The 12,730-nt window shown below is 67.2% G+C and carries 15 protein-coding genes; 12 read left to right on the forward strand and 3 right to left on the reverse strand.

Annotated elements, in window-relative coordinates:
* Nucleotides 1-2: 2 nt before the first annotated feature.
* Nucleotides 3-689, forward strand: a complete 687-nt coding sequence (gene regX, locus QQ25_RS05095; protein ID WP_039314433.1) for a two-component sensory transduction protein RegX — start codon at nucleotides 3-5, stop codon at nucleotides 687-689.
* Here the strand turns inward: regX and QQ25_RS05100 are convergent.
* Nucleotides 671-1,507, reverse strand: a complete 837-nt coding sequence (locus QQ25_RS05100; protein ID WP_234711842.1) for a DUF3109 family protein — start codon at nucleotides 1,505-1,507, stop codon at nucleotides 671-673. The two genes, regX and QQ25_RS05100, sit on opposite strands and share 19 nt — an antisense overlap.
* Before the next feature lie 149 nt (nucleotides 1,508-1,656).
* Between QQ25_RS05100 and QQ25_RS05105 the strand changes: the two genes are divergently transcribed.
* The 9 genes from QQ25_RS05105 to QQ25_RS05140 all read left to right on the forward strand — a co-directional run bounded on the left by QQ25_RS05105 (nucleotide 1,657) and on the right by QQ25_RS05140 (nucleotide 9,332).
* Nucleotides 1,657-2,628: a Ppx/GppA family phosphatase gene (locus tag QQ25_RS05105; protein WP_039314436.1), complete on the forward strand. Its 972-nt coding sequence runs from the start codon at nucleotides 1,657-1,659 to the stop codon at nucleotides 2,626-2,628.
* A gap of 30 nt (nucleotides 2,629-2,658) precedes the next feature.
* Nucleotides 2,659-3,780: an Rv0497 family membrane protein gene (locus QQ25_RS05110; protein ID WP_039377552.1), complete on the forward strand. Its 1,122-nt coding sequence runs from the start codon at nucleotides 2,659-2,661 to the stop codon at nucleotides 3,778-3,780.
* 65 nt (nucleotides 3,781-3,845) lie between these two features.
* Nucleotides 3,846-4,691: a sugar phosphate isomerase/epimerase family protein gene (locus QQ25_RS05115; protein ID WP_039314442.1), complete on the forward strand. Its 846-nt coding sequence runs from the start codon at nucleotides 3,846-3,848 to the stop codon at nucleotides 4,689-4,691.
* Between the two features lie 35 nt (nucleotides 4,692-4,726).
* A complete protein-coding gene (locus QQ25_RS05120; protein WP_039377554.1) occupies nucleotides 4,727-5,539 on the forward strand; it encodes a thioesterase family protein in 813 nt (270 codons plus the stop codon).
* Nucleotides 5,540-5,609: 70 nt separating this feature from the next.
* Entirely contained in the window at nucleotides 5,610-6,470 is an 861-nt protein-coding gene (gene proC / locus QQ25_RS05125; protein WP_101906341.1) for a pyrroline-5-carboxylate reductase, read from the forward strand.
* Nucleotides 6,471-6,608: 138 nt separating this feature from the next.
* Nucleotides 6,609-6,836, forward strand: a complete 228-nt coding sequence (locus QQ25_RS05130) for a cell division/environmental response transcriptional regulator (protein WP_003882954.1) — start codon at nucleotides 6,609-6,611, stop codon at nucleotides 6,834-6,836.
* 116 nt (nucleotides 6,837-6,952) lie between these two features.
* On the forward strand, nucleotides 6,953-7,054 hold the full coding sequence (locus QQ25_RS30050) for a 30S ribosomal protein bS22 (RefSeq protein WP_003402602.1): 102 nt from the start codon (nucleotides 6,953-6,955) through the stop codon (nucleotides 7,052-7,054).
* 29 nt (nucleotides 7,055-7,083) lie between these two features.
* Nucleotides 7,084-8,229: an SDR family oxidoreductase gene (locus tag QQ25_RS05135; protein ID WP_039314458.1), complete on the forward strand. Its 1,146-nt coding sequence runs from the start codon at nucleotides 7,084-7,086 to the stop codon at nucleotides 8,227-8,229.
* Between the two features lie 35 nt (nucleotides 8,230-8,264).
* Nucleotides 8,265-9,332 carry a lysophospholipid acyltransferase family protein gene (locus tag QQ25_RS05140; RefSeq protein WP_039314461.1) on the forward strand — a complete coding sequence of 356 codons (1,068 nt, stop codon included), beginning with the start codon at nucleotides 8,265-8,267 and terminating at the stop codon, nucleotides 9,330-9,332.
* A gap of 90 nt (nucleotides 9,333-9,422) precedes the next feature.
* On the opposite strand, the gene QQ25_RS05145 is transcribed toward QQ25_RS05140, so the two are convergent.
* Nucleotides 9,423-9,950 (reverse strand): FAS1-like dehydratase domain-containing protein, encoded by a 528-nt coding sequence (locus QQ25_RS05145; protein WP_039314464.1) that lies wholly within the window; start codon nucleotides 9,948-9,950, stop codon nucleotides 9,423-9,425.
* Nucleotides 9,951-10,056: 106 nt separating this feature from the next.
* The gene (locus tag QQ25_RS05150; protein ID WP_039314467.1) at nucleotides 10,057-10,950 is read right to left on the reverse strand and encodes an HAD family hydrolase; all 894 of its coding nucleotides are present in this window, start codon (nucleotides 10,948-10,950) and stop codon (nucleotides 10,057-10,059) included.
* A 113-nt stretch (nucleotides 10,951-11,063) separates the two neighbouring features.
* Here QQ25_RS05150 and QQ25_RS05155 point away from each other — a divergent pair, with 113 nt between their 5' ends.
* Together QQ25_RS05155 and QQ25_RS05160 are read left to right on the forward strand one after the other, a co-directional pair.
* Complete coding sequence (locus tag QQ25_RS05155) at nucleotides 11,064-11,309, forward strand: glutaredoxin family protein (protein ID WP_039377825.1); 246 nt, start codon at nucleotides 11,064-11,066, stop codon at nucleotides 11,307-11,309.
* A gap of 65 nt (nucleotides 11,310-11,374) precedes the next feature.
* The gene (locus QQ25_RS05160) at nucleotides 11,375-12,730 is read left to right on the forward strand and encodes a glutamyl-tRNA reductase (RefSeq protein WP_039377556.1); all 1,356 of its coding nucleotides are present in this window, start codon (nucleotides 11,375-11,377) and stop codon (nucleotides 12,728-12,730) included.

Below are 12,730 nucleotides of genomic sequence, written 5' to 3' on the forward strand. Positions count from 1 at the left end.
CGATGACCAGCGTGTTGATCGTTGAGGACGAGGAGTCGCTGGCCGATCCCCTGGCATTCCTGCTTCGCAAGGAAGGCTTCGAGGCCACCGTGGTGGCCGATGGTCCCTCTGCTCTGGCCGAATTCGAGCGCTCCGGCGCCGATATCGTCCTGCTGGACCTGATGCTGCCGGGGATGAGCGGTACCGACGTATGTAAGCAACTGCGGGCCCGCTCCAGTGTGCCGGTGATCATGGTCACCGCACGCGACAGTGAGATCGACAAGGTCGTCGGCCTCGAGTTGGGCGCCGATGACTATGTGACCAAGCCGTATTCGGCCCGCGAGCTGATCGCGCGGATCCGGGCGGTGCTGCGCCGCGGCGCCGACACCGACGACGGCACCATCGGCGACGGAGTGCTCGAGGCCGGCCCCGTGCGGATGGATGTCGAACGGCACGTCGTCAGCGTCAACGGGGAGCAGATCACGTTGCCGCTCAAGGAGTTCGACCTCCTCGAGTACCTGATGCGCAACAGTGGTCGGGTGCTCACCCGTGGCCAGCTCATCGACCGGGTGTGGGGTGCCGACTATGTCGGTGACACCAAAACCCTTGATGTGCACGTGAAGCGGCTGCGGTCCAAGATCGAGTCCGACCCGGCCAACCCGGTGCACCTCGTCACCGTCCGCGGCCTCGGTTACAAGCTGGAGGGCTGAACCCCGTTGGAGGCCCGGGTATCGGGGGCCGGCGCCGCTCGACGCTCGGCGACGCTGGTCGCCGGGTGCACCGCGACCAGCCCCAGGGCGCTGCGCCTGCGGCACATCGCGGCCAACTCGGCGTAGGCCTTCTCGCCGAGCACCGCGGTGAGTTCGGGGGCGTAGGACTCGAACACCGGGCGGGCGCCGACATGGGCAGCGGGATCACCGGTGCAGTACCAGTGCAGGTCCGCTCCGCCCTCACCCCAGCCGCGCCGGTCGTATTCGGTGATGACGGTTCGCAGGATCTGGGTGTCGTCGGGCCGGGTGATCCACTCCTGGCTGCGCCGGATCGGCAACTGCCAGCACACGTCGGGCTTCATGGTCAGCGGCTCGACCCCCAGCTTGAGGGCCTTGCTGTGCAGCGCACACCCGATGCCGCCCGGAAAACCCGGCCGGTTCAGGAAGATGCACGCCCCCTTGTACTTACGGGTGCGCAGGTTGGGCTTCCCGTCGTACTCGTCGTCTTCGAGGTAGCCCTTGCGGCCCAGGCCCTTCTCGCGGAACTGCCAGTCGTCGTCGGTCAGTTGTTTGACCGCGTCGTCCAGCCGGGCCCGGTCGTCATCGTCGGAAAGGAAGGCTCCATGGGAGCAGCAGCCGTCATCGGGGCGGCCCTCGACGGTGCCCTTGCAGGCCGGTGTGCCGAACACACAAGTCCAGCGGGACAACAACCACGTCATATCGGCCGCGATCAGATGTGTCGCGTCCTCCGGGTCGTAGAACTCCACCCATTCACGCGCAAAGTCGAGTTCGACTTCGCCGGGATGCACATCTGCCACGGCGCAAACGGTACTCCCATATGCCTGAACGCATTTCCCAACCGCGGTGCGGCGCGGGGTGTGGCGCGCCACAGGCCGCGGCCGTTCATCCCGAAGGTCGCGGGAGGTCCGGCCACGAAGCGCTGGTCGGCTGCGGTTAGGTTGGTGCGGTGCGGTTAGGCGTGCTCGATGTCGGGAGCAACACGGTTCATCTCCTCGTGGTGGATGCACGCCGTGGCGGGCACCCGACCCCTATGAGCTCCACGAAGGCGGCGCTGCGGCTGGCCGAGGCGATCGACAACACGGGCAAGCTGACCCGCAAGGGTGCCGACAGCCTGGTCGCCACCGTCGACGAGTTCGCCAAGATCGCCACCAGTTCGGGATGTGCCGAATTGATGGCGTTTGCCACCTCGGCGGTGCGCGACGCGACGAACTCTGAGGAAGTCCTGGCAAGAGTTCGGGCCGAGACGGGGGTTTCCCTCGGGGTCCTCAGTGGCGTCGACGAATCCCGGCTCACCTTCCTGGCCGTGCGCCGCTGGTACGGCTGGAGCGCAGGTCGGATCATCAACATCGACATCGGCGGCGGCTCGCTCGAGCTGTCGAGCGGGGTCGACGAAGAGCCCGAGGTGGCGCTGTCGCTGCCGCTGGGGGCCGGTCGGCTGACCAGGGAGTGGCTGGCCGAAGACCCACCTGGGCGGCGCCGGGTCGCGATGCTGCGGGACTGGCTGACCAATGAACTCGCCGATGCCGGTGCCACCATGCGCCGCTCCGGCAACCCGGACCTGGCGGTGGCGACGTCGAAGACGTTCCGCTCACTGGCCCGACTGACCGGGGCGGCCCCCTCGGGGGCGGGCCCGCGGGTCAAGCGGACCCTCACCGCTGCCGGATTAAGACAGCTCATAGCTTTCATCTCTAGGATGACAGCGGCTGACCGTGCCGAACTGGAAGGGGTGAGTGCCGAGCGGGCACCACAGATCGTGGCCGGTGCTTTGGTAGCTGAGGCTAGTATGCGAGCACTGGAGATCGATTCCGTCGACATTTGCCCCTGGGCGTTGCGGGAGGGTTTGATTCTGCGGAAACTCGACAGCGAGGCCGACGGCACAGCCTTGGTAGAGACGTCGGCGCGGGACGCCGGACGTTAAGGAAAAGCTAGCCCCAAAGGCAACATAGGTATGACAGGACCAGAGAACAGCCCATCCGGCACCCGACCGATCTCGGTCGCCGAGTTGCTGGCAAAGAACGGGACCATCGGGGCACCCCCGGTCGGCGGTCGCCGTCGGCGCCGTCGCGGGAACAGCGACGCGGTGACGGTCGCCGAACTCACCGGCGAAATCCCGATCATCACCGACGACATCGAGTTCGAACCTCACGATGAGCCGGTTCCCGCACCTGATCCACTGGTCGACACCGCCGTCGTGGCACCGATCCTGGATGAGCCCCGCGAGCCGCGCGAGCAACCGCAACCGCGTGATCGTGACGAGGCGCGGGTCCGCGGTGGCAGCCGCAACGGCGGCCCGCGGCCTCCCCGGGTCAAGCCCGCCGCCAGGCCGGTCGAACCGGATGAGGTGCGCACCGACGCCGAGGACGACTACGAGGCGCACCTGGCTGCGCGCGACGCCGACCCCGAACCCGTCGAATTCCGGCCGCGCCCCCGCCGCGGGCAGTACAAACCCCCGGCACGCGACTACCAGCCCTCGGGCACCGGTGCCGAGCGGATGAGTCCTGATCCGCTCTACGACGAGGACCATGCGGCCGAGCCGGCCGACGGCCTGGTCGAACCCGAAGCGGACCTCCAAGACGTCGACACCACCGACGTCGGGTACGACGACTACGACGACGAGTACGGGGACCGCTCCTACTCGTCGCTCGGGCCGCTGTTCGGTGGCGAGTCGGTGGCCGACGAACGGGCCCGCCGGCCACGCGGTCGCGCCGCCGTCGACGAGATCGACGTTGACGAAGACCTGTCCGAGGCCGCCGGCGATGCCGATGACTTCGACGAGCACGATGAGTTCGACGAGGATCACCCACCCAGCTCCCCGCTGGTCCGCGCGATGTGGATCGTGGGCCAGTGTGTGATCGCGGTGGCCTTCGGCGCCGGTCTGTTCGTCGCCTTCGATCAGCTGTGGAAGTGGAACACCATCGTGGCGCTGGTTCTCGGCGTCCTGGTGATCCTCGGCCTGGCCGGTGGTGTGCGGGTGGTCCGCAAGACGGAGGACATCGGCAGCACGCTGACCGCGGTGGCGGTGGGAGCGCTGGTCACCTTCGGACCGTTGGCGTTGTTGCAGGCGAGTTAGCGCCGCGCGAGCGGCGCAAGGCGCCAGCGCGAGCGGCGGAACGGTCTCGGTACACAATTGGTTTCGTGCGCCCCGCCATCAAGATCGGCCTGTCCACCGCTTCGGTCTATCCACTGAGGACGGAAGCCGCATTCGAGTACGCCGCGCGCCTCGGTTACGACGGCGTGGAGCTGATGGTGTGGGCCGAGTCGGTCAGCCAGTCCGTGGAGGACGTGGCGCGATTGTCCGCCCACTACGGCGTGCCGGTGCTGTCGGTGCATGCGCCGTGCCTGTTGATCTCGCAGCGGGTGTGGGGTGCCAACCCGATCCCGAAGTTGGAACGCAGCGTGCGTGCCGCCGAGGAGCTGGGCGCCCAGACCGTCGTCGTGCATCCGCCGTTTCGCTGGCAGCGCCGTTACGCCGAAGGCTTCAGTGATCAGGTGGCCCAACTGGAGTCCGACAGCGAGGTCCTGGTCGCGGTGGAGAACATGTTCCCGTTCCGTGCCGACCGGTTTTTCGGGGCCAGCGGCACATCGGTCGAGCGGATGCGCAAGCGCGGCGGCAAGCCGGGCCCGGGTATCTCGGCGTTCGCGCCGTCCTACGACCCGCTGGACGGCAATCACGCGCACTACACGCTCGATCTGAGCCACACCGCGACGGCGGGCACCGACGCCATGGACATGGCCAGGCGCATGGGCGACGGCCTGGTCCACCTGCACCTGTGCGACGGCAAGGGCGCCTCAACGGACGAGCATCTGGTCCCCGGCCGCGGCACCCAGCCCACCGCTGAGGTGTGCCAGATGCTGGCCGCGGGCAATTTCTCCGGCCACGTCGTCCTGGAGGTCACCACGTCGGCGGCCAAGACGGCAGCCGAGCGCGAGGCGCTGCTGACCGAATCGCTCCAATTCGCCCGCACCCACCTGTTGCGTTGAACCCGCCCCGGCCACCCCTGCAGAGAGACCCACAGATGACTGGCTCCACCCTGTTCACCGATGCCATGACGTTGACGCCGGCCGGTGACGGCGTCTATCACGGTGAGCTCAACGAGCACTGGACGATCGGCCCCAAGGTGCACGGCGGCGCGATGCTCGCGTTGTGTGCGAATGCGGCACGGACCGAGCTGGGTTCGACCGCGCAGCCCATCGCCATGTCGGCGAACTACCTGTGGGCGCCCGATCCCGGTCGCATGCAGGTGGTCACCACCGTGCGCAAGCGCGGTCGACGGATCGGCCTGGTCGATGTCGAGCTGCGGCAGGGGGATCGCATTGCGGTGACTGCGTCGGTGACCCTCGGCGAGCCCGAACACCATGTGCCGCCGCTGCTGTCGTTCAACCCGGTGGTGCCGTTGATGACGCCGGAACCGCCGCCCGGGCTGGAGCCGATCGGGCCCGGGCATCCGATGGAACACGTCGTGCACCTGGCGCACGGCTGCGACATCCGGCCGGCGCTGCACACCATGGGGCCGCGCAGCGACGGCGGCCCGCCTGTTTTCGAGTACTGGGTGCGGCCCAAGGGAGTCGCCCCCGACGTGCTGTTCGCGCTCCTGTGCGGCGATGTGTCGGCTCCGGTGACCTTTGCCGTGGAACGCACCGGTTGGGCGCCCACGGTCCAGCTGACGGCCTATCTGCGGGCATTGCCTGCCGATGGGTGGCTGCGGGTGATGTGCACCTCGGTCCAGATCGGTCAGGACTGGTTCGACGAGGACCACATCGTGGTCGATTGCGAGGGCCGGATCATCGTGCAGACGCGCCAGTTGGCGATGGTGCCCGCGCCGTCCTGACGGCGCGACTCCGCTGGAGCACGGACGCCAGGAGCGTCGGGGAGCCGCCCGTCGTGCGATGCTGTCGCCCATGTCGAGAATCGCGATAATCGGCGGCGGAAGCATGGGCGAGGCGCTGCTGTCGGGGCTGTTACGGGCTGGCAGACACGTCAAGGACATGGTGGTCGCGGAGAAGTTCCCGGATCGGGCCAAACATCTTGCGGAGAAGTACTCGGTGCAGGTGGCCTCGGTCGCCGCTGCCGCCGAGAACGCCACCTACGTCGTCATCGCGGTCAAGCCCGGCGACGTCGAGAAGGTGATCGACGAGATCGCCGATGCGGCGGCGCGGGCCGACACCGATACCGCCGAGCAGGTGTTCGTCTCCATCGCGGCGGGCGTGAGCACGTCGTACTACGAAAACAAGCTGCCGGCCGGATCTCCGGTTGTCCGGGTGATGCCCAACTCTCCGATCGTCGTCGGCGGCGGTGTGAGCGCATTGGCGCCGGGCCGGTTCGCCACGGCAGATCAGCTCAAGGCCGTCTCGTCGATCTTCGATGCGGTCGGCGGCGTGATCACGGTGGCAGAGTCGCAGCTGGACGCGGTGACCGCGGTTTCGGGCTCGGGTCCGGCGTACTTCTTCCTGATGGTCGAGGCACTGGTCGACGCGGCCGTGGAATCGGGGCTGTCGCGCGCGGTGGCCACCGATCTGGCGGTGCAGACGATGGCCGGTTCGGCAGCGATGCTGCTGGAGCGTCTCGATGAGGTGAACGCGACCGGAGGCGCCGCGCTGGACACCACCCCGGCCCAATTGCGGGCGATGGTGACCTCACCGGCCGGGACCACCGCCGCTGGGCTGCGGGAACTGGAGCGTGGTGGTCTGCGGACCGCGGTCTCCAATGCCGTTCAGGCCGCGAAAACGCGCTCTGAGCAGCTCGGAATTACATCTGAGTAATTAGATTAATTCCAACTGATTAGCCCACACCCGTCGCAGTAACCCCACCCGCCACGCTATTCTCCCTTTGTATGCGCGGGTCGGTGCCAGCGGTGGGGAAGCCGCTGGAACTGCCTGTGCCTGATTGATTGGGTTGCGATGACGTCTATGAACGGGCCATCGGCGCGGGATGCTGGCGACGGTCAGCCTCGAGCTCAATTTCTGACGGTCGCCGAGGTGGCGAGCTTGATGAGGGTCTCGAAGATGACGGTGTACCGGTTGGTGCACAACGGTGAATTGCCTGCTGTTCGTGTGGGCCGATCGTTCCGGGTCCACGCCAAGGCGGTCCACGATCTGCTGGAGTCTTCGTACTTCGACGCCGGTTAGGCGCACGCCGTGACGGGCTGAGCCGCCCGGGCAGGCTGGCGTTTTCCGTTTCGGTGGTCGGCCCGGGTAAAGTGACCGGGTCAACCATCAGCTAAGTAGCGGAGACACCGGGTTTTATGGGCTCAGTCATCAAGAAGCGGCGTAAGCGTATGTCGAAGAAGAAGCACCGCAAGCTGCTTCGCCGTACCCGGGTGCAGCGTAGAAAACTCGGCAAGTAGCCAACCGCTGCGGCCGCTAGGCTGAGCCGATGGATTCTGATGGTCGTTCGGGGGGACGCCCGACGGGAGTCCCCGGGTCCTCTGGTGCGGACTCTTCCGATGGAACGCAGTCCGGCCGGCAGGCAGGTGCGGCGCCCTATCCGAAAGTGGTTCTGGTCACGGGTGCGTGCCGGTTCCTCGGTGGTTATCTGACCGCCAGGCTGGCGCAGAACCCGTTGATCGAGCATGTCATCGCAGTCGATGCGGTGGTGCCGAGCAAGGACCTCATGCGTCGGATGGGGCGGGCCGAGTTCGTCCGCGCCGACATCCGCAACCCGTTCATCGCCAAGGTGATCCGAAACGGGAACGTGGACACCGTCGTGCATGCCGCGGCGGCGTCCTATGCGCCGCGGTCCGGCGGCCGGGCCACGTTGAAGGAACTCAACGTGATGGGCGCGATCCAACTGTTCGCGGCATGTCAGAAGACGCCGTCGGTCCGTCGGGTCGTGCTCAAGTCCACCTCGGAGGTGTACGGCTCGAGCCCGCGGGATCCGGTGATGTTCACCGAGGAGAGCAGCGCCCGGCGACCGCCGGGTGAGGGGTTCGCCCGCGACAGCATGGATATCGAGGGCTATGCGCGCGGGCTGGCCCGGCGCCGTCCGGACATCGACGTGACCATCCTTCGGCTGGCGAACATGATCGGGCCCGCGATGGACACCGCGTTGTCGCGGTATCTGGCCGGGCCGGTGGTGCCGTCGGTGTTCGGCCAGGACGCACGGCTGCAGTTGTTGCACGAACAGGATGCCCTCGGGGCGCTGGAGCGGGCGACCGTTGGCGGCAAGGCAGGCACCTTCAACATCGGCGCTTCGGGCATCATCATGATGAGCCAGGCGATCCGGCGTTCGGGACGTGTCCGGCTTCCCGTCCCCCGCGGGGCGTTGTCGGCGATCAATTCGCTCAGTCGCGCAACGCGTTACACCGAACTGGACCGCGATCAGATGAACTATCTGAGCTACGGCCGGGTCATGGACACCACGCGAATGCACAGGGATCTGGGCTACAGTCCCAAGTGGACGACCGCCGAGGCATTCGACGATTATGTCCGTGGTCGTGGATTGACTCCGATACTCGATCCGCGATGGGTACGCTCAATGGAGAGTCGCGCCGTGGGGGTGGCGCAGCGTTTGGGATATTAGAACTGGCTCTGTCCGGGGTGGGAGAAGGTATCGACGTGGCGGGTGAACCCAAGGCGAAAGTTATTCCGCTACATGGGAATTCGAGCCGTTCCTCTGCTGCGCGCCGCGCTGCGGCCCGGTCCGACAGTGCCCGCAGGCATCCGTCAGTTCTGGCCGATCCGGGTGGCCGGGCATCGGCCGAGCAGATCGCCGCGGTAGTCCACGAGATCGATCAGCGGCGCAGTAGCGTCTCCGGTCAGTCGGCGGCCGACGAAGGTCCCAGCGAACTCGTCAAGGGCATCGCGGCGGTCTCGGAATTCGTCCGCACCCGCATGACGGGCGAGTACTCGGTGGACGAGTTCGGGTTCGACCCGCACATCACCAACGCAATCTTTTTGCCTTTGCTGCGAACGTTTTTCCGGTCGTGGTTCCGGGTTGAGGTGTCCGGCATCGAGAACCTGCCGGAGAGTGGTGCGGCACTCGTGGTGGCCAACCATGCCGGGGTGCTGCCGTTCGACGGGCTGATGACTCAGGTGGCCGTGCACGACCACCATCCGGCGCACCGGGATCTGCGTCTGCTTGCCGCCGACCTGGTCTTCGACCTGCCGATGCTCGGCCAGGCCGCACGCAAGGCCGGGCATACCGTGGCCTGCACCGCCGATGCGCACCGGCTCCTCGCCAACGGCGAGCTGACGGCCGTGTTCCCCGAGGGTTTCAAGGGGCTGGGCAAGAACTTCAAGGACCGCTACAAGCTGCAGCGCTTCGGCCGGGGCGGCTTTGTTTCGGCAGCTCTGCGGGCACAGGCGCCCATCGTGCCGTGCTCGATCGTGGGGTCGGAGGAGATCTATCCGATGATGGCCGACGTCAAGCTGCTGGCCCGCCTGCTCGGTCTGCCGTACTTCCCGGTGACCCCGCTGTTCCCGTTGGCCGGGCCGCTCGGGCTGGTGCCGTTGCCGTCGAAGTGGCACATCCAGTTCGGCGAGCCGATCGAGACCGCCGATTACGACGAGAGTGCGGCCGACGATCCGATGATCACGTTCGAGCTCACCGATCAGGTCCGCGAGACCATCCAGCACACGCTCTATCAGCTGCTGGCCGGCCGCCGAAACATGTTCTTCGGCTGAGTTTTTCACTCACCTTTTCACCGCGAGCAGACACAAACTCGCCGTTTTGCCTGCGCAATCGTGCGAGTTTGTGTCTGCTCGAGGTGGGAGCTAGCTCTTTTGCCCAGCAATCATCTTGGCGATGGCCGCGTCGCGTGCAGCGGCGATCTGTGAACTGATCTCGTCGGCCTCGTCCCTGGCCGCTTCGCCCAGCATCGTCACGATGCTGGTAGCAACCGGGTTGCCCTCGTCATCGGACACCTCGGCGCGCACCTCGGCGATCACGGTGCCATGCGACTCGATCACCGAATCCAGGTACGAGTCGAACCACAGCTTGTCGCCGACCAGGATCGGCCGGTGGAAGATCAGCTTCTGGTCGCGGTGCAGCACGCGCTCCAGGTTGATCGGGATGTCGAACTTGTCGAACAGTTCCAGCTGGACCCGACGCCCGGCCACCGCGAGGAACGTCACCGACGCCACGACCGAGTCGTGCCCGTACTCCTTGGCGGCCTCGGCGTCGTAGAGCGCCGGATGGTCGTCCTTGACCGCGCGGGCGAACTCGCGGACCTTCTCCCGGCCGACCTCGAAGTAGTCCGGGTACCGGTAATGAGTTCCGATGATGTTTGCGGCGATGCTCATATTCCCTGCGCTGTTCGGTATGCGGTGCGCGGTGCGCACAAACGTGCATGGCTGCGGGGCCGTTGGCGCGGCCCGCCGCGGCAGCTTATCAGCGCGGGCCGTCCGCTCAGCGAATGTCGTGGCGGCGGGAGGCGGCGGCCGCCAGTGCGCCGCCCAGAGCGCCGAGCGCCAAAGCCGACGGCACGCCGATGCGCGCCGCCTTGCGCGCGGTACGGAAGTCGCGGATCTCCCAGCCCCGTTCCCTGGCCACATCGCGCAGGGCGGCGTCGGGGTTGATCGCGACCGCGGTTCCGACCAGCGACAGCATCGGCACATCGTTGAAACTGTCCGAATAGGCGGTGCAGCGGCGCAGGTTGAGCCCTTCCCGGATGGCCAGCGACCGCACGGCGTGGGCCTTGCCGGAGCCGTGCAGGATGTCGCCGACCAGCCGGCCGGTGAACACCCCGTCGACCGACTCCGCGACCGTGCCCAGCGCACCCGTCAGGCCGAGGCGCCGAGCGATCGTGGCGGCCAGCTCGTAGGGAGTGGCCGTGACGAGCCACACCTGCTGGCCGGCGTCCAGATGCATCTGGGCGAGCGCCCGCGTTCCCGGCCAGATCTTGTCGGCGATGATCTCGTCATAGATGTCCTCGCCGAGTTCGACGAGCTCGGCGGTGGAGCGGCCCTCGATGAAAGACAGGGCCTTCTGCTTGCCCTCGGCGACGTCGTCGCTGTTCTCCTTGCCGGTGAACTGGAACTTGGCCTGCGCGTAGACGATGCCCAGGATGTCGCGGTAGGTGAAGTACTTGCGGGCGGCCAGGCCGCGGGCGAAGTGCACCAGCGACGATCCGTGTACCAGGGTGTTGTCGACGTCGAAGAATGCCGCGGCCGTCAGGTCGGGCGGCGGCGCGGGCGTCCCGACGGGGTCGGTGTCGGACTCGAGCTCGGTGACGGCGAGCTCGGCGCTGGCCTCGCCGCCGAGCTGCTGTTCGAGCGCATCGGCACTACCGGATTCGGACACGAATTCACCCTAAGTCACCGGGCCCGGATACTGGCGGTGTGGAGCGTGAGCAGGAAGGTGGCGGCGTCCGGGACGGCGCGGGGGACGGCGGGGCGGACGGCGGGGGGAACACTGTGACGTTGCTGACCCGGGCGGGTTGCAGCATGTGCGAAAGAGCGGCCCGGCAGTTGGCCGGGTTGCGCGAGGAACTGGACTTCGAGCTGGTGACCAGGGACGTGGATGAGGCCGTCGCGGCCGGGGACACGACTCTGCGGGCCCGGTACGGCGACCTGTTGCCCGTGATTTTGCTGAACGGGGCCGAACACAGTTACTGGGATGTGGACGAACAGCAGCTTCGTGCCGACCTCGCCGCCAAATGAAATCGCCAGAAGAAATTTGGTGGCCGGGCGGGAAACGATTACCTTGGTGACGTGGTGATGAAGCCGTGAGTGTGCTGCTATTCGGGGTTTCGCACCGCAGCGCGCCGGTGTCTGTTCTCGAGCAGTTGAGCACTGACGAATCCGATCAGGCCAAGATCATCGACGAGGTGCTCAGATCCTCGTTGGTCACCGAGGCGATGGTCCTTTCCACGTGCAACCGCGTCGAGGTATACGCCGTGGTCGAGGCCTTCCACGGAGGCCTGTCGATCATCGGGCAGGTGCTGTCCGATCACTCCGGCATGTCGCTCAACGACCTCACCAAATACGCCTACGTGCGCTACGCCGAAGCTGCCGTCGAACATCTGTTCGCGGTCACCAGCGGCCTGGATTCGGCCGTCATCGGGGAAGCCCAGGTGCTGGGGCAGGTGCGTCGTGCCTATGCCTCGGCCGAGGAACACCAGACCGTCGGGCGCACCCTGCACGACCTGGCCCAGCGGGCCCTCAATGTCGGCAAGCGGGTGCACTCCGAGACCGGGATCGATGCCGCGGGTGCATCGGTCGTATCGGTCGCCCTCGGCATGGCCGAGGCCAAGCTCAACGACGGCCTCGCCGGGCGCACCGCGGCCGTGATCGGCGCGGGCTCGATGGGCGCGCTGGCCGGCGCACACCTCGTGCGCGCGGGGATCGAGCGGGTTCACGTGGTGAACCGCTCGCTGCCGCGGGCCCGGCGCCTCGCCGAGAACCTCACCGAACAGGGCGTGCACGCGCACGCATTTTCTCTGGACCAGCTGGCCGACGCCCTGGCCGACGCCGACGTCGTGGTCAGCAGCACCGGGGCGGTACGCCCGGTGGTGTCCCTGGCCGACGTGCACCACGCTCTGGCTCAACGCGACCCCGCCGCGGGCGATCGGCAGCTGGTGATCTGTGATCTCGGTATGCCGCGGGACGTGGACCCGGCGGTGTCCGGGCTGCCCGGTGTCTGGGTGGTCGACATGGACCGGATCCAGCGGGAACCATCGGCGCGCGCGGCGGCCACCGATGCGGACGCGGCCCGCACGATCGTTGCCACCGAGGTTGCCAACTACCTGGCCGGTCAGCGGATGGCAGAGGTCACGCCGACCGTCACCGCCTTGCGTCAGCGCGCTGCCGACGTGGTCGAGGCCGAGCTGCTGCGGCTGGACAACCGGCTGCCAGGGCTGGACGCGACGCACCGCGACGAGGTGGCCAAAACGGTTCGCCGCGTCGTCGACAAGCTTTTGCACGCACCCACGGTGCGGGTGAAACAACTCGCCAGCGCGCCTGGCGGGGACAGCTACGCAGAGGCCCTGCGTGAGCTGTTCGAACTCGATCCGCAGGCCGTCGAAGCTGTGGCAGCCAGCGAATTGCCCTTCATGACAACAGATCTCGATAAGTCTGAGTAG

The sequence above is a fragment of the Mycolicibacterium setense genome (assembly GCF_000805385.1).
Classification (GTDB): Bacteria; Actinomycetota; Actinomycetes; order Mycobacteriales; family Mycobacteriaceae; genus Mycobacterium; species Mycobacterium setense.